The organism is Shewanella sp. SM20 (genome assembly GCF_025654545.1).
In the GTDB taxonomy this organism is placed as follows: domain Bacteria; phylum Pseudomonadota; class Gammaproteobacteria; order Enterobacterales; family Shewanellaceae; genus Shewanella; species Shewanella oncorhynchi.
Genome location: NZ_JAKKRK010000054.1, coordinates 1 through 24,035, shown reverse-complemented (window position 1 = coordinate 24,035; position 24,035 = coordinate 1). Strand labels below are relative to the sequence as shown.

18 protein-coding genes and 2 pseudogenes are annotated in these 24,035 nt (G+C 42.5%); 4 read left to right on the top strand and 16 right to left on the bottom strand.

Annotation, left to right across the window (positions count from 1 at the left end; all coding sequences use genetic code 11):
• Positions 1–111: 111 nt before the first annotated feature.
• From L5M18_RS18940 to L5M18_RS18930, 3 genes are all read right to left on the bottom strand, one after another.
• Complete coding sequence (locus tag L5M18_RS18940; RefSeq protein ID WP_263198221.1) at positions 112–3,168, bottom strand: AAA family ATPase; 3,057 nt, start codon at positions 3,166–3,168, stop codon at positions 112–114.
• Positions 3,165–4,310 carry an exonuclease SbcCD subunit D gene (locus L5M18_RS18935; RefSeq protein ID WP_263198220.1) on the bottom strand — a complete coding sequence of 382 codons (1,146 nt, stop codon included), beginning with the start codon at positions 4,308–4,310 and terminating at the stop codon, positions 3,165–3,167. Before L5M18_RS18935 ends, L5M18_RS18940 begins: the two co-directional genes overlap by 4 nt.
• Before the next feature lie 383 nt (positions 4,311–4,693).
• Positions 4,694–5,467: a TSUP family transporter gene (locus L5M18_RS18930; protein WP_028760428.1), complete on the bottom strand. Its 774-nt coding sequence runs from the start codon at positions 5,465–5,467 to the stop codon at positions 4,694–4,696.
• A gap of 156 nt (positions 5,468–5,623) precedes the next feature.
• Between L5M18_RS18930 and L5M18_RS18925 the strand changes: the two genes are divergently transcribed.
• Entirely contained in the window at positions 5,624–6,511 is an 888-nt protein-coding gene (locus L5M18_RS18925) for a LysR family transcriptional regulator (protein WP_168823676.1), read from the top strand.
• A 153-nt stretch (positions 6,512–6,664) separates the two neighbouring features.
• Here the strand turns inward: L5M18_RS18925 and L5M18_RS18920 are convergent, their stop codons facing one another.
• The 5 genes from L5M18_RS18920 to L5M18_RS18900 all read right to left on the bottom strand — a co-directional run bounded on the left by L5M18_RS18920 (position 6,665) and on the right by L5M18_RS18900 (position 10,287).
• Positions 6,665–7,060: a ribonuclease E inhibitor RraB gene (locus tag L5M18_RS18920; RefSeq protein WP_105252914.1), complete on the bottom strand. Its 396-nt coding sequence runs from the start codon at positions 7,058–7,060 to the stop codon at positions 6,665–6,667.
• Between the two features lie 22 nt (positions 7,061–7,082).
• On the bottom strand, positions 7,083–7,313 hold the full coding sequence (locus L5M18_RS18915; protein WP_028760431.1) for an RNA-binding S4 domain-containing protein: 231 nt from the start codon (positions 7,311–7,313) through the stop codon (positions 7,083–7,085).
• Positions 7,314–7,387: 74 nt separating this feature from the next.
• Positions 7,388–7,924 (bottom strand): GNAT family N-acetyltransferase, encoded by a 537-nt coding sequence (locus L5M18_RS18910; RefSeq protein ID WP_173496516.1) that lies wholly within the window; start codon positions 7,922–7,924, stop codon positions 7,388–7,390.
• A gap of 83 nt (positions 7,925–8,007) precedes the next feature.
• Positions 8,008–8,286, bottom strand: coding sequence for a peptidylprolyl isomerase (locus L5M18_RS18905; protein ID WP_028760433.1), 279 nt, complete (start codon positions 8,284–8,286; stop codon positions 8,008–8,010).
• Between the two features lie 171 nt (positions 8,287–8,457).
• Entirely contained in the window at positions 8,458–10,287 is a 1,830-nt protein-coding gene (locus tag L5M18_RS18900) for a DUF885 domain-containing protein (RefSeq protein ID WP_263198219.1), read from the bottom strand.
• Between the two features lie 79 nt (positions 10,288–10,366).
• Here L5M18_RS18900 and L5M18_RS18895 point away from each other — a divergent pair, with 79 nt between their 5' ends.
• On the top strand, positions 10,367–10,876 hold the full coding sequence (locus L5M18_RS18895) for a diguanylate cyclase domain-containing protein (protein WP_028760435.1): 510 nt from the start codon (positions 10,367–10,369) through the stop codon (positions 10,874–10,876).
• A gap of 70 nt (positions 10,877–10,946) precedes the next feature.
• Here the strand turns inward: L5M18_RS18895 and L5M18_RS18890 are convergent, their stop codons facing one another.
• From L5M18_RS18890 to L5M18_RS18865, 6 genes are read right to left on the bottom strand one after another with little or no spacing between them, the layout of a single operon-like run.
• Positions 10,947–12,194, bottom strand: coding sequence for a tetratricopeptide repeat protein (locus L5M18_RS18890; RefSeq protein ID WP_113938834.1), 1,248 nt, complete (start codon positions 12,192–12,194; stop codon positions 10,947–10,949).
• Positions 12,194–12,820 (bottom strand): energy transducer TonB, encoded by a 627-nt coding sequence (locus L5M18_RS18885; protein WP_113938835.1) that lies wholly within the window; start codon positions 12,818–12,820, stop codon positions 12,194–12,196. The genes L5M18_RS18890 and L5M18_RS18885 overlap by 1 nt, the downstream gene beginning before the upstream one ends.
• A gap of 1 nt (position 12,821) precedes the next feature.
• Entirely contained in the window at positions 12,822–13,226 is a 405-nt protein-coding gene (locus L5M18_RS18880) for an ExbD/TolR family protein (RefSeq protein ID WP_037428129.1), read from the bottom strand.
• 13 nt (positions 13,227–13,239) lie between these two features.
• Entirely contained in the window at positions 13,240–13,767 is a 528-nt protein-coding gene (locus L5M18_RS18875; protein ID WP_113938836.1) for a MotA/TolQ/ExbB proton channel family protein, read from the bottom strand.
• A complete protein-coding gene (locus L5M18_RS18870) occupies positions 13,767–15,122 on the bottom strand; it encodes a MotA/TolQ/ExbB proton channel family protein (protein ID WP_113938837.1) in 1,356 nt (451 codons plus the stop codon). The genes L5M18_RS18875 and L5M18_RS18870 overlap by 1 nt, the downstream gene beginning before the upstream one ends.
• The gene (locus L5M18_RS18865) at positions 15,122–15,904 is read right to left on the bottom strand and encodes a DUF3450 domain-containing protein (protein WP_113938838.1); all 783 of its coding nucleotides are present in this window, start codon (positions 15,902–15,904) and stop codon (positions 15,122–15,124) included. The genes L5M18_RS18870 and L5M18_RS18865 overlap by 1 nt, the downstream gene beginning before the upstream one ends.
• 891 nt (positions 15,905–16,795) lie before the next feature.
• Between L5M18_RS18865 and L5M18_RS18860 the strand changes: the two are divergent.
• Positions 16,796–17,536, top strand: a pseudogene (locus L5M18_RS18860) (IS5 family transposase).
• A gap of 135 nt (positions 17,537–17,671) precedes the next feature.
• On the opposite strand, the gene L5M18_RS18855 reads toward L5M18_RS18860, so the two are convergent.
• Positions 17,672–20,488 (bottom strand): TonB-dependent receptor domain-containing protein, encoded by a 2,817-nt coding sequence (locus L5M18_RS18855; RefSeq protein WP_198572207.1) that lies wholly within the window; start codon positions 20,486–20,488, stop codon positions 17,672–17,674.
• A gap of 836 nt (positions 20,489–21,324) precedes the next feature.
• Positions 21,325–23,799 (bottom strand): annotated as a pseudogene (locus L5M18_RS18850) (TonB-dependent receptor); the annotation flags it as partial.
• A 65-nt stretch (positions 23,800–23,864) separates the two neighbouring features.
• On the opposite strand from L5M18_RS18850, the gene L5M18_RS18845 reads away from it, so the two are divergent.
• Positions 23,865–24,035: transposase (locus L5M18_RS18845; RefSeq protein ID WP_263190459.1), on the top strand; the 171-nt coding region annotated here is incomplete at its 3' end.

Below are 24,035 nucleotides of genomic sequence, written 5' to 3'. Positions count from 1 at the left end.
CATTTTCAACTCACTTTGCATGTATTATCCGAATGTTAAACACACAGGAGATACAATAAATAACACTTATAAAACAATTTGTTATTTATCGCACTCTGTGAGAATGAGCAACTAAGGCAAAACTATCGTCATTTCGCTCCCATGTGAGGTTTTATTGATGTCGATGCGGGTATTTATCTGCTCTTTCATTTCCGACACGTGCGAGATCACCCCTATCATGCGGCCAGAGGATTGCAAATCCATCAGGGTCCGAATGGCCAGTTCTAAAGAATCTTGATCTAAACTGCCGAAGCCTTCATCGATAAATAAAGTATCGAGTTTAATACCACCTGCATAGGCTTGCACGACATCAGATAGGCCTAACGCCATAGATAATGCTGCCATAAAACTTTCACCACCGCTTAAGGTGGCCACAGGACGCACTTTGGAGGTATAAGCATCTTCTACTTCCAATTCAAGCCCAGAAGCTTTGTTACCCTTGGCTCTATCTTCCTTACGTAGTAAACGATAACGCCCTTTGCTCATGAGGTGTAGCCTGTGGCTTGCCTCTAACAACACATCGTCAAGCAGTACGCTTAACACAAAACGTTGCAGACTGATCTTATTACCTGTATTTCCATTAGCGACATCTGCAAGGGTGCCGATAACCGCATATTCATCTTCCAAAACCTTAGCTTTTGCATCGGCAATACTCAGCTGGGTTTGGGTTTGCATCAGTAATACTGTGCGAGTGTGAAGCAACTGCCATGCCTGCTCGGCAGCGTGTAATGCTTGCTGCGCGAACTCAAGCTCAGCAGCCAGCTTAATGCTATCGGGTAGTACTTTATCCTTAAGCTTAAGCGCTAACTGCTCGCACTGTGCCTTGGTCAAAGCACTGCGCTGCTGGTAAGCCTCAATCTCGCTGGCGAATGCACGCTGTTGTTCTTCATCCAGCATGGCCTCAAATAAGGCCTGTTGATCGGCAAAACCTGCTGCGACTAATTGCTGATTGAGTTGCTGCTGTGCACGCGTTTGCTGGGCTAATGCCGCCTCAGCAGCATTTTCAGCACCATTAAGTGCCGCTTTAGCCGCAACAAAAGATTGGCCAGTCTCTTGTTGGAGCTCCCTAACACTAGTGATCTGTTGCTTAATTTGGCTGATACTTTGCTGATTTTGCGCGATTGCTGCAGTTAAGGCCTCAAGCGTTGCAAGCGCAGATGGAACACTTTGCTGTATGTGCGCTAACTGCCCCTGCAATAGATCCACTTTAGATTGCAGTGCACTGTCGTGTGTTTGTCCTTGCTCTAGCTTTTGTTGTAGATGCGTTTCCTGTGCGTGCAACAATGCAATCTCTTGCTGTAACAGCTGTAACTGCTGATGGGCTTGCTCCGCTTGAGTGAGTGAGAAAGCGTATTGCGACAAGGTATGTGTATGTTCGCCTAAAGGAATATCAACCGCAGTGCCCAATTGGACCGCGAGATCTTGTGCTTGCTGTTGCAAGGTTTCTAACTGCGTTTGTAGCCCACGATATTCCGCTCTGGCTTTGCTCAGGATTTCTTGAGCATTCGTTTCAGCCTCTAGTGCTAATTGCAGCGCTTCATCACTTGGGAGCGGCTCTTGACTTTGTGCTGGCTGTGGATGTGTTTGGCTGCCACAAACGGGGCAAGGTTCATCTTGCTGTAATTGCCGCGCTAAAATAGCGGCCTGCCCTTGGTGCCAAGTCAACAATAAGGCTTTATATGCAACCTGTGCTTGCTGATGCTGAGCACTGAGTTGTCGCCCTTTGACTTTAGCCTCAACAAGTTTTGCCTGTGTCGACGATACCCTTGCCGCCACTTGTTGCCATTGCTGATAGGTAGACAATAACTGCTGTTGCTGCTGATGCGCTTGTTGCAATGAGAGGCGAGTTTCGCTGTTGGCCTGTAGTTGCGGCAGAGCGGATTCCAATTCACGGCGTTTTTGGACTACGGTGGTTAACTCATTTTTGCTGTTCTGAAGTTGTGTTTTCGCGCTAATGAGCTGCGCTTGCTCTTGTTCAAGGGTTTTATTAAGCCTATCCAATTCCCTGAGCTGCGGCCCTAAGGCATTCAGTTGCTGTTTGACCTGTTCCTGTTCGAGTAACGACGCTTCCAACACGGGCAAATCAGCGGCCTTAAGCTCTGCGTTATCGAAGGCTTGTTTAGCATTGATTAATGCTGTTTTCGCATGTTCAAGGGAAAGACTTGCCGCCTTGGCTTCCTGCTCACGGGCCACAAACACCTCAAGCATGGGTGCCAAGTGCTGCGCCTGTTTGGCCAAATTCAGTTTGTAGGTTTGCGCAGCCATGTTTTCTTGCTGTGCATCAAGCGCTACTGCCATTTGAGTTAAGGCATCAAACTGCGCAAATTCTGCCAATAAATGCTGGGCGGCATCGCTGGTTTTTATCACCCATTGTTGCTGCTGTAATGCTTGTTCTTTCGCACTTTGGGCAGTTTCAAGTTCTGGCGTGAGCTGGGCTAATTCACAGCTAAGCTCGTCATCGGATGCTAAACCCGCACTTTGTAAAATGCCATCACGGCGACTGCGTTGATCTTTCACTAAGGCGCGGATATCTGCAGCCTTACTTTTTAAGGAATCTTCAATACGTCGGTATATATGCGTTTGAAATAGCTGACTAAATATCAGTTCTCTGGCTTTAGAGTCTGCCATTAACAATTCGCGAAATTTTCCCTGCGGCAACACCATCACTTGGCGAAACTGCTCCACATCGAGGCCAGTTAAGGCTTCAATCTCAGCGGTTGCCTCAGAGACTTTGCTCGCTACCAGCAAACTTTCATTACCCTCGGCGTCTATCTTATATAACTGAGCTTCGGGCTTCTGCACCGTTGAGCCGTCACCGCTTTTTTTAACCCTGTCTTGCTCTGGCACACGGCGAATACGATAACTGCTATTACCCAACTGAAAACTAAAAGTGACTTCTGTTAGCAGACTATCATCGGCCATATCGCAGCGCATCTGGCTGCCTTCACGCTCATTACCAGTGGTTTTGCCATAGAGGGCAAAGCAAATACCATCGAGCAAGGTCGTCTTACCCGCACCTGTGGGTCCATTGATCAAAAATAACGGATTAGTCCCTAAGGCCGTAAAATCAAGTTCTTGAGTCGATGCAAAGGGGCCAAAGGCTGACATGGAAAGGCTAAGTGGTCTCATGCTTGGCGCTCCTCATTGTGTAGCTTAGTCAGGAGTTCATCCATCACGGCTTGCTGTGCTTGTGTTAATGACTCGCCGGACACTTGAGAGAAAAAGTCACGGAACATGTCCATCTCGCCTTTTTTGATATGATCTCGGCTCAAGGTGACTTGTTGCTGCCCCGCCATCAGACCAGTCCGCTCTAAATGCAGCACATTAGGGTAAACGGCTCTCAATTTTCCCATAGCATCTAAAATGGCATGTTTATCAAGGAGTCTGACCATAAGGTAGTCCTCACGCTTGATATCCGTTTTACCTTGGGCGAGTAATGTGGCTAACTCCCCTTCTAAGATACGGACATCGCGTATCGACGTTAAAGGCAATAAACTAATTTTAATCGGCGTTTGCGCGCTAAGTTCGACTAAGGTCACCGACTTATGTTGATGTTGTTCGCTAAAGGAATACTTCAAAATCGATCCTGAGTAGCGCACATGCTCTGCACCTTTGTATTGCGGTCCGTGCAAATGCCCAAGAGCGACATAATCAAACTCAGTAAATAGCGTTGGCGATATTTTATCGGCGCCACCAATGCTCAGTGGCCGCTCAGATTCTGACTCGCTACCACCATCCAAAAAACAATGGCTTATCACCACTTTAGGCAAACCTTGGCTATCGTGCTGGCGTACTTGTTCAAGCAATAGCGTCATTGCGGCCTCATGGCTTGCCGCCTCACACTCAAAAACTTGGCGCACTGTGGCAGGTTCGGCATAGGGCAAGGGATAAAACACCACATCACCGCTTGAACTCGATAAAGTAATGGGATGAATGTCAGCACTCAAAGGCCCAATAATATGTAACCCACTTGCCGCCATTTGTTTTGCTGCAAAACCTAAGCGCTCGTGACCATCGTGGTTACCCGCAATCATAATGACTTGCAGGCCTAAATCATGCACTAAGCGGTTAAGCACATCATCTAACAGTGCGACCGCATTTGCAGGCGGAATCGATCTGTCATAAATATCCCCCGCCACAATCACGGCATCCACCTTGTGTTCATCCGCTAGAGCAATAATTTGCTCGAGCACAAAGACTTGATCATCCAGTAGTGATTGATTGTGTAATTGACGACCTATGTGCCAGTCCGAGGTGTGGATAAATTTCATAATCGCTCTTTTAAAGAAGTGGTGGCGCTAAACCCGAGCGCACATGCCGCCCGTCGATGCAAAATAAGACTGGCAAGATAGACACTGCACTTATATCAATCGGATTAAATATGTACACAATATTTAAAATACACACCAAAACAATAAGAAGCCTAAAAAGTGTATTAAAAATGACAGGTAATACTATTCAAAAAACTTGAAAGAGTACACCTAACTCAAAGTAGGATGAGACGTTTTAAGTCGTCATTTGGCGGATCTTTTGGGTGATATCCACCTCGGCTTAACTTTTGAGCCAAGATGGACGCCACTAAGCTACACTCATGCGCAGCTTAAAGAGCGTCTATTGATGAGTGAGTTTTATAAAATGCTTAATATCAAATAGTTTACGAAAATAAATTATATTGGCTCGCCAAAAGTTTAAAACTCATAGCAAGGGACATAGTCACCACCAATGGCTTGATAATCTTTGTACCTTTAGTGACCACGAGACGAGAACCCAAGGTTGCGCCAATCGCTTGCCCTGCCAGCATGACTAATCCTAATAACCAAATCACTTTTCCGCCCAAGGCAAAGAAGATCAGCGAAGCAATGTTAGTGGAGAAATTAAGTAGTTTTGCGTGGGCAGTTGCCTTCGCCAAACCAAACCCCGCTAACGATACAAAGGCCAGCGCAAAAAAGCTCCCAGTACCAGGGCCAAAAAAGCCATCGTACAATCCCACGCCCAATGCCGCAGTAAAGGCAAATGCGGTAGGAGTCAGCACTTGATGTTTGTCATCTTCAGAAATCTTTTTCGAAAATAAAAAGTAACAACCAATAGCCAAAATCAAAAAAGGTAACATCAACTCCAGCACTTCAGTATCGACGAGTTGAACTAGAATCGTACCCAATGCCGCACCGATAAATGCACAAATCAAGGCTAACTTAACGGATTTAAGATCAACCAGCCCTTTACGGACAAAGTACAAACTCGCAAAAAAACTGCCGCCACAGGCCTGCAGCTTATTTGTCCCTAAGGCAACCGCAGGCGGCAAGCCTGCCCACATAAGTGCAGGAATGGTCAGCAAGCCTCCGCCACCAGCGATTGAGTCAATAAAACCAGCCACCATAGCGACGGCAAAAAGTATCGCTGCGATTTGTAGAGTCAGTTCAAATTCCATGATGATTTATTATTCTTCTGATAAAAAAGAGAGTGATTGCCGAACATTAGACTGCGTTTGCCAAATAAACGCAAAGGAGTTATTGTCGGCACAGCGTGAGATAAACTCACACAAAATCCCGAGTCCTGTTCTGATTTTCCAGCAGTAGGAAATAAAATGTTTGCCGAACTACCGCCCCTCAATTCTCTCCGTGCCTTCGAAGCCGCAGCACGTTTACAGAGCATGACATTAGCCAGCAAGGAGTTGCATGTCACCCATGGCGCAGTCAGCAAACAAATCAGAGTATTGGAGGATTATTTAGGTTTTGCGCTCTTTGTACGCTTACACAAAAAAGTCGGTTTAACCGATGAAGCCAAACGCTATTTACCCCATGTTCAAGCCGCTCTGCAAACACTATCTAGTGCTACCAGTGACTTGCGCCGTCAGCCCACTAAGCCGCAAACCTTAGCCATCAATGTGCTGCCAAGCTTAACCATCAATTGGCTCATTCCAAGAATGGAGCAGTTTAAATCCCGCCATCCACACTTGTATGTCGACTTATCCATTGGCGACTTTGCCGTGGATTTTAGCCAAGGTCGTTATGATATTGCGATCCGTAGTAGCACAGTTATCCCTAAGGGCGCGAATTATATCAAGCTGATGGATGAGGATTTATGCTTAGTTTGCGCGCCTTCACTAGCGCCTAAACTGCAAAATATCGAGGACATTAATCATGTCACTTTGCTTAAACACACCACCAGACCAGAACTTTGGGAGTATTGGGCGGAAAAGGTGGGTTTAACACTCACCCAAGCACAAACCTTTGGTGTCGAGCATTTTTATATGTTGAGTCAAGCGGCTGCGAGTGGCATGGGCGCAGCACTTATTCCGCGATTCTTCATCGAAGAACAACTGGCAAATGGCAGCTTAGTCATCCCCTTCGACGCCCCCTTTACCAGTCCCTATCGATATTATTTACTCACCCCAAAATCCCCAAGCCTGCCGTTAAAAGCTCAAGCTTTTATCGACTGGTTATTAGAGATTTTTGCGCCCTATCGTCATTAATCTGCATTAAACGTATCTCAGTTTAAGCGAGGCACAATAACGCTATAAGTGCCAAACGAGGCTATTGAGATCACTAACGGAGCGCAGAAAAACATCAATAAAAAACCACCCAAAAGGTGGTTTATTAGATTCAAGGCTTAAAGCGCATCAAAATTAGTGATTGCAATGCTCACCGTGAACATGGTCATGGTCATCATCGTCCATAAACTCATCGTCACCGTCTTGATGTTGCATTACGCCCCAACCGTCGGTCATGCCGCCGAATTCGGCAGCAAAATCATTTAGCATGACTTCTTGTTCAACCAATGTATCGTACTCAGGCACCATATTGAGACAAACAATGATTTCCCACTTACCAAGCTCATCATTCAGATTCAGCTCAAGCTCGCCTTCCAAGTCAGAATTTGTTAATTCTTCTAACGCAGTTTCAGCATCGCGTTGGTCATCAAAAACCAAAAAGAAATCAACATCTAACTCTTTAGTTAAATCGATTCCCGCTTCAGCCATTGCGGCCAGCATTTTACCATTGTCATCATCTGGAAATTGCATTTCTTGCTCCACTGTTTCAGGCTTATTCTGCCGCAATGATTTGAACTGATTCACCATTAAAGCTGACGATGTCGCCCGCGATAATTTTTTTACGTTTACGAGTTTCAACTTCACCATTCACAGTGACTTGACCTTCGTCGATAAAATGTTTGGCTTCACCACCCGCATTGCTCATGCCTTGCACTTTTAATACTTTGTACAATTCAATGAAATCTTCGCCAGAATGCAAAGCCAATTGATTAATTTGCGCCACTTAATACACGCCTTCTAAAAATAAACCTGCGGCATTATACCAGCACAGTACAAAATTCGCTGAAGATAATTTGGCTATAGACGTCTTTCATCGGCGAGTAGGCCAAAGGCTGATTCATCGAGCCAGTTTTCACCTATTTTGAATTGCTGCCTGAGTAAACCTTCAAGCCGAAAACCACACTTTTCGAGTACTCGTGCCGATGCGTGATTATCTTTAGCACAATGACCAACAAATTTATGTACATTAAAACTTAAACAGGCCCAATCAATGACCGCCATTAAGCTCTCAGTCGCATAACCTTTACCGTGCCCCTCGACTGCCAGTAAATAACCCACTTCGGCACGCTGTTCCTCGAAACTTTGACAATAAAGGCCCGTTAAACCGATAAACTGCCCAGTATCAACGGTCTCAATCACTAAGGTCAGCCAATCGCCAGAACCGTAGAACCAAGTATCAGAACGCTGCTGAAACTTACTGCGGATCACCTCTTGCGACTCTGGAACGCGTACAAAACGATTAATCTCAGGATCGTTATGCAGTGCATAAAAATGTTCCCAATCACTATCTTGTAAGCTCCTGAGTTTCAATCTATCAGTGTAGAGTTCCAGCATAGTGACTCCGTGATGAGCATATAAAACAAAACGGCAGCAAACGCTGCCGTATCAAACAAGCTGTATTAGATAAGCGGCAAAACTTACGCGCGGCTGGTCACTTCAAGTAAATGAAAGCCAAATTGCGTTTTCACGGGTCCTTGTACTTCATTTAATGGTGCACTAAAAACCACTTCATCAAACTCTCTGACCATCATGCCAGGACCAAATGACCCCAATTCGCCGCCTTGGGCACCTGATGGGCAAGAAGAGTGTGCGCGAGCAATTTGAGCAAAATCTGCGCCTTCCATTATTTGCTGTTTCAGCGCTTGACACTGCTCTTCACTGCTGACTAACAAATGTCTTGCTGTTGCCTGGACCATAGTAAAACTCCTGTAAGGATCATGAGACATTTGCCCCAAATATCATTGAGTTCCCACTAAAACATTCGTTTTAACAGGTTTGGAATCAACAGTATAAAAACTTTCTGTTGAATAAAAAAGTCTTAAAATGCCGTCACTGACAACAAAGTCAATTAACGGCATCTTACACGGCTAAGCTTGTTTCGACGCAATCCAACGATCGATCTTGTTTTCCATGACCGCCATGGGTAATGAACCTGAGGTGAGGATTTGATCGTGGAACGCTTTAAGATCAAATTTATCACCCAAGGCTTTTTCTGCGCGGGCACGCAGTGCCAAAATCTTCAACTGACCGACCTTGTAAGACAAAGCTTGACCAGGGATCGCCATGTAGCGCTCCACTTCAGCGACTATGTCACTCTCAGCCATAGGCGAGTTGTCTTTCATGTACTGAATCGCCTGTTCACGACTCCAACCTTTAGAATGAAGGCCAGTATCAACCACTAAGCGCATGGCACGCAGCATTTCATCGGAAAGCTTACCAAAATACTGGTAAGGGTCGGTAAATAGCCCCATCTCAATACCTAAGTATTCAGCATAAAGTGCCCAACCTTCCTCGAAAGCGGTATAACCGCTAAAACGCTGGAACTCAGGCACACCAGTCAGCTCTTGTTTGATCGCGATTTGGAAGTGATGCCCAGGAGCGGCCTCGTGCAAAGATAAGGTCGTCATCCCCCACTTAGGCTGTGCTTTGAGGTTATAAGTGTTGATATAAAACACCCCTGGACGGCTACCATCCACCGCAGGCGCTTCATAAGAGGCACCCGCTGCCGATTGTTCTCTAAAACTTTCAACCGGCTTAACCACATAATCAGCCTTTGGCATCACATTAAAGTAGTTAGGCAATACATGATTGATTTTATCTTTTAATACCATATAGCCATCAATCAAGCCTTGGCGATCGCTATAGAAATACTGCGGCTCTGAAGATAAAGACGCAAAAAACGCCTTCAAATCGCCCTTAAAACCAACCTGCTCACGCACCTTATCCATCTCAGATAAAATTCGCGCCACTTCACCTAAACCAATTTGATGAATTTCATCTACAGACATAGTGGTGGTCGTATGTGAGTTCGCCAGATGCTGATACCAAGCTTTACCGTTAGGCAAACCTGACCAACCATCAGTCGCCCGCGATTTAAGTAAATAGGTTTGCTTAAAGTAATCGCGTAAGTTCGTTAACGCTGGCACGATACGCTCGGCTATCATGGCTTGATAACGAGCTGTCAATTCCGCTTTATCTTGCTCTGAAAAACTTTCGGGAAAATGCTGGATTGGCGAGTAAAAAATACTCTGAGTCGCATCCGTCGTTAACATAGCATCTAACTGAGGAATAATGCGCTCTACCAACACTCGAGGTAGTACCACTTTACTTTCAATGCCTTGATTCATACGATTTTCAGCAAGTGCGACCCACTTGATAAAACCATCGACTCTCTGTTCCCAATTACGGTAATCTTGGACAGTCTTAAAAGGTTGTGCACTTTCGCCACTTCCCAGCTGCACCATAGTAATAACAGTGCTATAGAACTGGCTTATCGGCATAAAGCGTGAAGGGAAAGTTTCGTCCACTAACGCCATATCACGGTCATAGACGAACAGGTCATAACTTAACTGTAGATCCGCAGGCAGTTGCTTTGGATCTATCGCACGCACCTGAGCTAAATAGTGAGTGTTAAGATCATGACGAGCCTTAAGGTAATCCTCAGTTAAATCCCCACCGAAATCGGCGTTATAGTCATTAACACCGACAAAAGTGGCGTAGATGGGCTCAAGCTTTAGGTAATCTTTAAAATAAGCATCCACAAGCGCTAAGTAATGCTGCTCTGCCGTTTGAGTTTCGCCCTGCACAGCTGTCGTATTAGCCGAGCTATTTTCTTGAACTGCAGTGGCTTCAGGTTTAGAACAACCTTGAAGGGTGAAGATTAACGCTATCGAACCTGCCAATAAACCCAATTTCATTTTAATATTTCTCCTTTTTGGCCCGCTATTGCAGAACTGTTTCTATACTTAGTCCAAGGTCTGCTATCGGAGTTAATCTATGATCTACTCGTTCCGCAACTCAGGTTTCAGGGATCCTGAAACTGGAGTCTATAACCAAACCTATTTCATGGAAGTATTCAACCGAGAATGGCATCGTCACATGAGAGACCACCAAAGCTTGGCACTATTGTATCTGTGCCCTCACATTCATGAAACCGTCAAACAACCCCATTTACTCGAATTCTTTACTAAACAAGTGCAAGAAGCGCTATTAAGAGCAACAGATATGATTGCTAGACTAGATCACAATCACTTTGCGTTGGGTTTGTTCAATATAGATGAGGTGGGGACGGAAGTAGTGTTAAAGCGAATAGAACAACAAATATCTGACTTTAATCAAGATTTTGGTAAACATCATAAACTGACAATCGACTATAAACTGGCTGCCTGTATTTGCCTACCTACACAGGAAAGTAAAATAGAGTCACTCTTCAGTAATGTCAGCCAACTTTCACAACAACTTGAAAAAAATCATGATCAATCACAAGCTTTAATCCGCTTACAGTAAATAGGTTTATTGATACCAAAGAAAAAGCCCCTTGCGGGGCTTTCGATTCAAACACTAAACTGCGAAGTAATTACAGCGTGATATTATGCATACGTGCTTTCTCTTTAATATAAGAGATATAGCTATTTGCACTCTTCTGTGTCTTCTTATCATTAGCAGCTAACACTGCACGATTATAAGCAGACTTATACTGTTTCAAACTTAAATGAGCCAAAGCTAATTCGAAGTTTGCTTCACCAGGATGCTCAATACCCATTGATATGGCTTTTTCAAGCACAGGGATCGCAGCTGTATATTGTTCATTCAAGTTTAATAAGCGACCTTGTTTCAAGTAAGTCTTGCCATCATTGCTGATAGCTGCAGCTTTACCGTAATACTCAGCAGCTTGCTTAAACTCTTTCGCATTTTGATAGAAACCCGCCAAAATCTCTAAAGACTTAGCGTCCTCAGCGATCATGCCTGATTTCATATGTTTCTGATAAATTTTAGCAGCTTGATAAGGAGCACCTTTTTGTGCCATTAACTGCGCTAAACGCGTAATATTGCCCGCGCTATCTAAGAAACCATTTCTATAAGCCAAATCGTAAGTTGCAAGAGACTTGTCATAGTCTTCAACCATCAAATAAAACTGTGCTAATTGAACCCACAATCTGCCATCATCCGGGAATAAAGGCACCATGACTTCTAACACGCCAACAGCATTCTTGTACTTCTTCTGATTGAAGTAAGCTGTCAGTTTCATTTGATACAGACCTTTATCAGGAGCTTCAGCTAATGAAAGACCTTTGTCGGCCACTTCAATCACTTTATCCCACTGCTTCAGTTCTGAATGCGCAATACCAATACGGCGATACATTTGAGAATCGGCTTTACAAGTAAACTCCATCCACTTGTAATAATAAGGAATCGCTTCCTTAAACTTTTTCTCTTGTAATAGCAAATCAGCATAAAGACGCATAGTTGCAGCATGATCTGTACCACCTAAAATATCAGCTTCAACAGCTTGTTTTAGGTACTTGATCGCGGTATCCATTTTGCCTTTCTCGGCATAAAAGTTACCCAACATACGTGCAACATAGGCTTTGTCGAAGTCGTTCTTGGCATTTGCCTCTAGCAAAATAGCAATAGCTTCATCGACCTGACCATTGGTATAAGCTTCAAATGACTTCTGAACTTTCTTCGCCGCACTTTCACCCACAGCTTTAGATTGACGTTTGTCGATAGCACACTTTTCTTCTGCGACTGCAGATGAAAGAGTTAATGAACCGCCACAAACAGAAAGCAATAATAGAACTGCGATTTTATTAACATTACGCATTATTGGTTGCCTCCTTTATCTAAGGTGAAGTCTAGTTGTACTGTCATACCAGGTTGTTTCAATGGCTTGCCATCAACAATCTTTGGCTTGTACTTCCACTTCTTCAGTGCACGAATCGCTTCTTTATCAAATAAGCGTTTTGGTTCTGCTTGAATAACTTCAACGTCGTCGATACCACCGAGTTCGTTAATGGTAAAACGAAGTTGTACCCAACCTTCTTTACCATCACGCGCCGCAGCAATTGGATACTGAGGTTCGATACGAACGATAGGTGTAGCATCACCATCGCGAGTCATCATATTACCTAATTTAAAACCACCTGCTGAGTGACCTCCTGCTTCTACACCACCCATATTGAACGACATTGCTGTGTCAATATTGCTCGAAGATTCTGGCGGCGTTGCCTCAGGCTTCTGTGGCTGTTCTGGCGGTGGCGGCGGCTTAGGCACTACCCTTGGCTTATTCTGTGCTTTTGAATCCTGTCTATCCATAGTGATTTCAATTACAGGGGTCTCGGCCGATGTTTCGCCGCGCTGTGCGCCGCCACCGACCAAGAACGCCATAAAAGCGAACAGACCAAAAGTCACAGCAGCACCAATAATGATCGATACTAGTGCTCTTAGCATATTAATCGTTCCCCGCAGATACCGAAATTTTATCTATACCAGCCGCTTTGACTTGGTCTAGAACTTTAACAACTAAGCCGTGCATTGCGTCTTTGTCAGCCTGAATTAATACAGCAGCTTCAGGAGCTTCAGCCAGCATGCGCTCAACGTTTGCCGTTACACGCTCGATATCAACCTGACGGTTTTCCATCATGATCACGCCTGTTTTACTGACGCCGATAAAGATGTTAGCCGAAGGCTTTGAAGTCGCTTGCGAAGCTTTGGGTTTGTTATAATCCAAACCAGAAGGTTTCACAAATGACGTTGTTACAATGAAGAAGATCAACATGATAAACACGATGTCGAGCATCGGTGTCATATCAATTTGCGCTTCCTCGTCTACACTGGAATGCTTTTTACGTGCCATGTTCAATCTCTCTCTAGTGGTGCGGCATGCTGTCTTTTAGCTTTTCTAAACTGATTTTCATTTTTACATCCAGACGAGTACTAAAGAATACTCCCGATAATGCTGCAACCATCCCCGCCATCGTGGGCATAGTCGCCATTGAAATACCAGCCGCCATTAAACGAGCATTACTCGTCCCCTGAACTGCCATCACATCAAACACTGAAATCATACCGGTTACGGTACCTAACAAACCTATCATAGGACAAATAGCTACTAAGGTTTTAATCATCAGCATACGTGCATTCAAATCTTGCTTCGCTTGGGACAGCCAAGCTTCACGGATACGGTGTGCGTACCAAGAGGTTGTTTCCTCTCTAGCATCCCACGCAGATATGATAGCTTTATGTTGCTTTGGTGATATCCAATTAAGATACCAATAACGCTCAAGCATCAATACCCACATGAAGAACAATACAAACGCAACCAACCAAAGGACGTTTCCTCCAGCGGCCATGAAGCCCCTGACGGAATCCCATATGTCCATCAGGTATAGCATCATTAGTTAGCCCTCTTCTCAGCATGTGCTGCGATAATGCCCGCACTTTGCTCTTCCAAAATTTGGGTGATGGATTTGCTACGCGCAACGAGTATTGCATGTAGTAACATCAGTGGCAGAGCCGCAACCAGACCTTGTACTGTAGTAACCAGAGCCATAGAGATACCACCCGCCATCAGTTTAGGATCGCCAGTACCGAACAGTTGGATACTTTGGAAGGTCGCAATCATACCAGTTACTGTACCTAGCAGACCTAACATTGGGCCGATAGCTGCAATGACTTTCAAAATTGAAATTCGAGCTTCTAATGCAGGCGTTTCTTTCAGAATAGCTTCATCCAGTTTCAACTCTAATGTTTCAACATCAACATCTTTGTTTTCATGGTAAACCTTCAAGATACGACCAAGGGCATTGTTACCTGGATTATCAACATTCTTAGCTTGGCGTTTAACTTTTGCACCGATAGCTGCCAGCACAATGAAACGCTCAACCGCAATTAATAAACCAATAGCAAGTAATATCAGAATAATATAACCAATGGTACCGCCTGACTCGATACGATCTTCCATGCTAGCTTTGTTCGTAAAGATGTTTAACAGTACGCCACGTGCAGGGTCGATATAGAAAGGTGCTGTACCAGAAGCCGTTTCTTCCCATTTAGCAACAGCGCTAACTTGATAACCTTCAGGTTGTTGAGATAACTGCTGAATTAAACCTAATTCAGGGTTATATACAACGTATTTACCGTCAGCCGTTAAGTTATAAGCACCAATACGATGAATAGTCGTCGTTTTCACGTTACCATCAATTTCGGTAACAGAACCTTCAAACTTAACCACTTTGCCAGATTGCGCCATTTCAAATAGCTGCTCTTGCCAAAATTGTTCTAACTCTTCAATTTTTGGCAATTGCTTACGGGCACCTAAATCAGCGATAAATTTATCGCGATTTGGGAATTGAGCACTGATGTTAGAGCTTGCCAGTTTACCAGCGAAATCACCGGCTTCACCTTTAACGACACCAAACATTTCACCCAAGTCACCTTGAGCCGTTTTTAGATCTTCTTCTAACTGAGCAATTTTACGCTCGTTATCTAAGAACGCTTGGTTTAAATCTTTACCACGTTGCTTTTCAGCAGCTAACGCATTTTTTTCTTTTTGCAGTAAAGCGGCCTTATCGCCACGCTCTGCTTGGAACTCTTGCTCACGCTTGCTGTTGACTTTACCTTCTGCAGCGCGTTCAACTTTAACTTGTTGCAATAATTGGTCAATTGACTTAGGCGCATCAGCAGCGCTCGCCATACCAGCAGTTAAAGAGAAACTTGCAGCCAACACAGCTGTAGTAATTAACTTCTTCATTATTGTGCAGTCTCCGCAGCAGGAATTGGTAACGCGAATAGATCTAGAGCGCCTTGTTTACGGGCAATGCGGATACCTTTGGTCAGTTCACGCAAATAGCTGTCATCTAACTTATCCCAACCCTTAGATTCTGGGTTGTACATCCAGCCAGTCTTTTGATCTAAACTCTGTGCATAAAGAGCAACACGACCTAAGTTAAAGAAGTCAACCAACACTTCTTTACCATCTAGGTTTAACTTACCTTGGTTAACGGCAACAGCACTACCGTATTCACGCTCAATACTATAAGCATCAAGAATTAGACGATATTTTTCTGCTAGTGTGACTTCGGCAGTATTAAGAAGTTTTTTCAGTTCATTAACACGATTAGTGCGTATTTCAGAATTAAAAGGTAAATCTAATTGAACAAACTGTTCTAATGACTCAACCATTTTAAACATTAATGGCACAACACCTTGGCGAAGTTTATCAACACCATTGATGTCACCCTGCACTGAATCCATTGTCTTTTGTTGATCAGCGACTAAGCTTGCAACGTAATCGTTATATGATTTCAGTGATTCGCGCTCATCTGCGACAGAACCATACTCAAAAAGCATGTCTTGTGCTTGATCGAAATACTTATCAACGTTCTTTTGCGACGCAGCAGCATCAGCATGGATCATACTATCCGCTTTCTGCACGTCGGTAAGAGGATCTGCAACTACTAAGTTGCTGCTCGCTAATGCCAGCACGCCAACAAGTGCAGTAGCGATTTTTGTTCTATTGCTTACCTTGGACATAGTTCCCAACCAATTTGAAGTGAATAAAAAGGTTTAACTTACCAGCAACATAACGACAAGGAATAAATACTTGCCGAAAAAATTTCTGTAAGTTCGTCTTTCTCTTGTGATTCTTAGTTTTTTCTTCCCTTTCCTACGCCCTTACAGGCATAGACCCGCTGGCATCATTTCACAAAATGTTGACCTGTGTCAACATTTCAGACGACTAAAAACTAGTGTAAAGAAGCGCTAATAATGAAATTTTTTACGAAAGGTGTTTTTTTAGACAAAAATGAATCTTTAGGGTTATTACTTTTTGTTCCAAAAAATAATAAACTAATTTAAACCCTATAAAATCATAACGATAGCTAAAGACCAACTTTGTGTGTCCTGTTTATTAAAATTAACATTTTTTAACATAAAGACGACTCAAATAGATGCTCTTTACTCAAATCCCCCGATAAGATTTACTTAACTTGAACTCAGTGTAAGAACATCAGAACTAAGGGCACAAGTGATAGGATCTTTCGACCTCAAATAACCCCATCACACAGAAGAGCCTTTATACAACAAGTTAGTGGAAGTGTTTTGTGATATCTATGATGTTCCTATGTTGTCATCATAGAATTAGAGAAAACTTCATTAGCTGAAGAGACGCACTAATCGCATCGCAATAAATGAGATCATGACCACCATTATCTTCTTCCAGATGCCCACCATAGTGCTTTCAAAAACGTCTACACAGGCAAATGACTCATTTTTACAAGTTAACTTTCCAAAATTTACTCAATTACACCCCTTTTCTTGGAGTTTGGAGTAATGACTAGGATCTGTTGCTCTTTCGAGAGTGATATTTAGAGAACATAGCAAGACGTTATTATTTGTTTTACAAAAAACTAATAACTTCAAGCCATGCCAATATTTATGCTAACTGATATACAGGGAAAAGCTATTTCATTTAAGTAATGGAAAGCATAGGCCATGTTTATGATAAGCCTGAACATAGACAAACATTCGAAGACATTCTTTATCGCTTTCGACAGCTATTCCTTTGCAAGATTTGCCCGAAGAGTTCGATCATTGGAGTACAATCTTTAGACGGCTTCATTTATTGTCTAAAAAAGCATGCGGGCTTACCTATAAAAAGCCTTAGCTAGACTTGCTAACATGGAATTACTCTTTATCCATGACTCGCTCGTGCGCGCACATCAGTACACTACTGATGCAACCACACAGAGCAATGAGCGCCTAAGTAAAAGTCGAAGCAGCAATTAAACCCAAATTCACTTAGCGGTCAATAGCGGAGAATTACCGATTTATGTCGAATTATCAGAAGGCCAGAGACACTATATTACTATCGCACCCAACCTCATTGTGCACTTAAAGCAGGTTGATACTGTGACTGCTGATAAAGGTTATGGAAGTGATACTTTTCGTGAATTCTCCGCAAATAAAGATGGGAAATCAGTTATCTCAAAGCGCAACTATAACAATACACTTCAAGTGAAGGTTGATTGGTATTTATATCGACATTTGGTGGAGAATAATTTTGAAAAATTAAACACTGCCGAGCAATATAAAAAATTAGCGAAGAATTACGCCAATATGGTTTCACTGGCATTTACGTTAATGTGGTTACCATGTATAGCCTGAGTAATACTTATATAACAAAAACAATAAGCCCTAATCTAAGCAGCATATTTACATGACTTTACTTACTAATAAAAAAACCGGATCAACATTGATCCGGTTCCATTCTGTAATAGTCTAATTACCGATAGTCAGTCATTAAAACTTGGCAGTAACACCAGCATAGAAATAACGTCCTGTTACATCATAAGCCTCTGACGCAGTATTGATACCTGTTGAGCCAGAATTAGAGCCTTGAGGCAATAATGGAGGTTGTTTATCAAATAAATTACGGACACCTACCATTGCTTCCCACCCATTCGCAAATGTATAACTAGCATTTACATCATGGTATATAACCGCATCAATCTCGTTAAATGTAGTTAATGAAGCACCATCTGTAAAATTACCATTACTTTCATCTACTGAGTCAACAACTGCATCCCAGTAACGCATACGCCATGCAAAGCTCATCTCATCAAGAGCATAGGATAAATTCAAGTTAGCTCTATGTTCTGGATGCGTAACATCACCGACATAATCAATGGCCTCACCAGATAGAATGCCTGTAACAACATATTCATTAGTGTAGTTCCAAACTAGTTGAGCTTTAAAACTACCAGGCCCTAAATCAGTCGTATAATTAAATTCAGCATCAATACCTGAAGTATCAATGTTATTTTCGTTAGATGTACCTGAATGAACTTCAATCAAAGCACCTTTAAAGTCACGTACAGCAGCTCCATTACAATTTTGTGAGAACTGACTTGCATCAACATCAAAACAGCGGTTCAACACTGTCGTGCGACTTGTTGTAGAAATTGCATCCTTCACAGATATATCATAGTAATCTAACGTAAATGCCAAATCATCAACGATTTGCCAAATAATACCTGCACTCCAAGTATCAGCAGTTTCCGCTTTGACATCAGGGTTACCACCTTGTGTACCACCAGTGGCCTGACGCTCTGCTTGAGTTAACTTAAAGACTCCATCAGCAGCGATTCGATCACTTACAGATTGGATTGCACGACAATTAGCCGCCGCATTTCCAGCAGTTGTTGCAGTCACACCATCACAAGGATCGGCTACAGTAGCAAAAGTTTCACCACGCCCTCCGTATAAATCAGAAATATTTGGAGTACGTATAGCTGTGGCAGCAGAAGCCCTCACCTTAAACGAATCAAATGGCGTATATTCTAGACCAGCATTCCAAGTCCAATCACCACCAGTAACAGAATGATCAGCAAAACGCGCAGCTAAATCAAATTCCAGGTTTTCAAGAACAGGAAGAATTGCTTCAACATAAACGTCTTTTGAGTATAATTTGCCATCGGTAGGATCTGATTGGTTAGTACTTGACGCACCTGTTTGAGCTAAATCCCCAGGACTGTAAACGCCGCGTTCTTCACGATATTCCAAGCCCATGGCAACACCAATATCTCCCCCCGGTAATGCAACAGGTAAAGCTCCTGTTACGCTACTTCCTAGAACAAACTGCTCTGCCTGACCAGCTGCTTTTGCAGGAGATTCAATATACTTAACAGCCTCATCAGATACAGTACCCGCACCAAATAAATCTAATGGAACGCAACCTTGTAAACGTGCTAGTTCATTAGCACATACTAAGTTGCCATTGGCATCTTTAATCACATCCAACGCAAGTGCTGCTCGCTCTTTATTTACCTGACCACCGTTATCTTGTAACTGGTCAGTTCTCCCCCAGGTCATGTACGTTTGGGATGCCCATGCATCATTTATTGCCCAATCGACACCTGTAGCAATACGAATCGTATTTCTTTCTAAATCTGTAGAGCGAGGACCAAATTCAACCAATCGACGAGTAAACGTTGTCTGATTTAAATTTGTAATTCCGTCAGCAACAAGAGCATTACGTAAGGCATCAGGAATCAATGGAGAATTAATGTCCATTCCACCTTTACCATTACGATTTTTCAACCATACATCGTTTACGACATCTAAAGGTGTTGGTTCAATAGTGGAATCTATCGTTTTAGTCGTATTCCAGTTAAGTTCAGTAAACATAGATACGTTATCTGCTAGCTCCATATTCAAGCCAGCCGCTGCATATTTACGCTCAAGTGGAGTAACTAACTGCCGATATTCTGCTCTGTTAAAACTACCTGTTGCACCTGAATATAAAGTACCATCACCATTATACTTACCAATTTTGCCTTGTGGGGCGAAAGAGGAATTCAATGGACCAGCATATTCATTACCATTCTCATCAAGAAAAACTGCCAAGTCCTGTTTAGAAAAATCACGGTCAGTTGCTTTAATACCTTCATCATCATCATAGCCCAACGAAACCCAAGCATTACCACCTGACCAAGTTTTACCGGATGTAAGGCTAACAGTCTTAGTATTACGATCACTCTCTCCAGAAATACCTGTTTGAGCATTTACTTCTACACCATCAAAATCTTTACGAGTAATGATGTTAACTACGCCAGCTACAGCATCAGAACCATAAATAGCAGAAGATGCACTTTTTAAAATTTCGATACGTTCAATCATCGAAGTCGGAATTGCGTTTAAATCTACTGCATAACCACTTGATGGATCAACACCAGAAACAAATCTGCGACCATTGACAAGAACTAAAGTTCTTGAGTCTCCTAAATTACGTAATGAAGTTGTATTGAGACCAACTGTAGATGTAGTGAAGGCACTATTTGATTGATCTGAACCAGCAATTGTTACTGGTGATGAGTTCAAAATATCCGCAACGTTAATTGCGCCTGTTTGAGCAATATCTTCTCTTGATAAAACTGTAATTGGTACTGTTGTTTCCATATCAGTACGTTTGATACGAGAACCAGTAACTTCAATACGCTCGACTTTTGCACCATCTTCTTCCGCAGCAAATACGCCGAATGTACTTAAGGTTGTTGCTGTCACACCGCTAATCAATGCGAAACGCACTGATTTAGCTAATAAATTATTCTTATGCATTGCCTATCTCCCTTGACATACTATGTCTTTATTATTTTTCATCGACATCTCACTGACGACTTTTCCTCTAAGCCCGACACCAAAAAATCACACGCCGACACATAGATGAGCCAATAAAATCACATTTAAAACACTTAATCAACAATTGAAACTGAAATAACACAACGATCGCTGTTTGTGAATAGTTTAAAGCTGATGATTAGCCATAAGCTTTGTCTAGTGTCAAATTGAATAAAAATCATAACCGCATGAAATTTAAGAACTTATTTAATTACAATGGAGAATTCCCCATTATCAAATTGAAAAACAACTCAAACATAAATACTTGCAAAAAATTAACACTTAAAACCACTTTTAAGTATAAGTGCTCAAAAAACCTGACATTTTATGGCTAAATTTTGTTCAACAAAATGGGGGGGGGATCATTACAACATGGGAATAATTTTCAACAAACAACCTCAGTTCTGCTTAAACATGCACTTTTAACCAAAGTGATTTTAATACCGACATTTGACTGGATTTGACTTGTCCTTGATTGCCAATAAGAACAATGACCAAAGATGTCTATGATAGTTTACGTGTGCGTGCAGAACTGACGAGTTCTGAAAATTTGTCGAACAAATACAATAACAAAATTTGAATTACCTTCCATTTGAGAAGCGCTCGTTATTTAAGGTGACCAAATTATTGAAATAAATGACTTAATCTAAATGACCATTACGCTATGTACCAGTTAGTTTTCCATTTTCTTCATTCTGATGATAAAAAACCCCAAGTTGCCTCAGGGTTTTTATAATCAAAGCTGGAACAAAATAATGACTCCCGCTAACGAGGATTTAGAACTTCATACTCGCACGAACGAAGAAATAACGACCTAACATTTCATAAGTATATGGATCTGTGTTTGAGTCATTATTACCTGTGTAATAGGGAGGCTCTTTATCAAACAGGTTATTGATACCACCTGATAGACGAATGTTTTGAGTTAAATCATAAGATCCTGATAGATCATGGTATATAACACTCCCAACTGTTGGTGCATAACAACTAGATTCTTTGCCTTTACAAGCAAATGAGTCCATCCCATCAATATAACGAGCTTCGTAAGTAAAGCTCCAGTCATCTGCACTAGCAGTGATGTTCATATTACTCTTGAATTTAGCATATGCTCCCGTACCGCCGGTAATGTAACCACGATAATCCACAGCAACACCATCAGGATCGAATTCTTCATATTCGGTCAGAATTGATGTATCCCAACCTGCTTTCCAATCCAATCCCAGAGCTGAAAATGCATAAGCAACATTAATGTCATAACCCGCAGTGTTCGTCGCACCGATATTTTGTAGGCCATTGTCAAACTTAATACGACCACTGTTATCAATCTGAATATTAGAAGATTGACACAATACAGTATCAGTATTGATCTTATTACCTGCAGCATCTAAACATTGGTTAGCAATATAATTGTTGTCAACAGAAGTTATAGTGTTTGTTAATTCAATATCGTAGTAATCAACAGTCATAGACAGACCATCTACGAAGCTTGGTGAATAAACTAAACCTATCGTTGTAATGTCGGCTTCTTCTGGAGTTAATAACCCATTACCGCCAACAGTGACTTCTGCTTGGTCTTGTTCTGTTGCAGGATGAACAATTTGTTCGAAGGATGGTGACTTACCACCATATAACTCATCAACAGTTGGAGCACGGAATGCAGTAGACAACCCCCCACGGAACATAAGGTCATCATATACTCGCCAAGTTAAGCCTAGTTTCCATGTAGTGTCATCACCAAACGTGCTGTAATCAAAATAACGCATTGCAGCACTCAGATCGAGTTGTTCCACTAGTGGTAACCCACTTAACAATGGGATAGCCAATTCAGCATAAATTTCATTAACGCTAAAATCACCACCGGTAGGTTCTACCCGAGGATCATTAGCTAACCCCTGTGCTGTTAATGAATCTGGTGTAAACTTTGCTGCTTCTTTACGATTCTCGTATCCAGCAGCAAAGCCCATCATACCCGCTGGTAGCTCAACAATATCACCCGATAAGGTTGCGGCAATAATATCTAACTCACTTCCACCACTATTTACTTCGGTATAGATGAATGGAGTGATGCTCTCACCTTCCCATGAAGACTGTAAAAAAGGATCAAATTCCCCCTTTAAAACTGCTGCATTAATTGAACCTAAATTATGTAGATTTGCCAGAGTATCGACAGAGTCGTTGCGACCTTTATTATAAGAGGCATCCCAACTCCAGCCATTATCAAATTCACCTTCTACGCCTAAAACAATACGAATAGTGTCTACAACTTGACTAAAGTCACGGGTACCGGACTCAACCATGCGACGACCATAAGAGAGTTCTTCTCCAGGCTTAACCCATGGCAGCAGGTCATCGGTCATCCAACCACCAGCTGAAATAGGATTATAAACCCATGCATCGCTGTTCCAAATTGGTTGAGGAGCCATTTGTTGATTTGACCAACGCTTTGAATACATAGCCTCAGTAAAGAAACGAGTTGTATCTGTCAACTCATAGGTTCCAGCTGCCGTGAGATTCAAGCGTTCCATTGGCGTCGATAGATAACTATCTTTCGCATAGTTATATGCATCATTTGCAGTAACATAATCATGGTAAGTACCACCTCTACCACTTAGATCTGCAGTATCGCCCCAAATATGACCACCTTGAGAATAACCACTACCACCGCAAAACAAGCTAATTTTACCACTTGCATCAGGCTTAGTTTCTGTTACAGGGCAATCAGAAAAATCACGGTCAGCTTGGCTTGCCTCGCCACGCTTTGTATACTGTGCGCCTATAACGACATTGCCTTTATCAAAGGTGTTACCCAAAGTCATATCAATCGTAGACTCGTCAGCATCACCTTCTCCAGAAATGCCAGTTTGGGCGTTAACTTCAAAACCTTCAAAGTCTCTTTTCAAAATTACGTTAACCACACCAGCAATAGCATCTGTACCATAAACCGCAGAAGCACCATCTTTAAGTACTTCAACTCTTTGGATCATAGAAACTGGAATCGTATTAAGGTCCACAGTAGAAGCAGCTCCTGTACCAGAAGCAATCATTCGACGACCATTAACCAAAACTAGAGTACGGTTAGTGCCTAATCCTCTGAGGTTTATGCGAGAATTACCACCAGAACCATTATTTATGCCAGCGTTAGTCATAGCACCTCCAGCCGAAGTCATTTTCTGCAAAACATCATCAATCGATATTGCACCAGAGGAAATAATGGCTGAAGCATCAATCACGCTAACAGGACCCCCTGTGTCAGGATTGTTGTCACCCCTTAAAATCATCCAATAATTAAATAAAGGGGGCGGTCAATGAGAGCTCAATGGAACGATATTCACCTGAACGTAAAGACGCTGTCTTAAAGAAATTATTACCTCCCCACAATATGACGGTCACGGAAGTGGCTCGCAGTGAGGGGATCTCCTACCAAACCCTGTATCATTGGCGAGATAAAGCCAAAAAAGAGGGTCGCCCTGTGCCAGGTAAAACATTA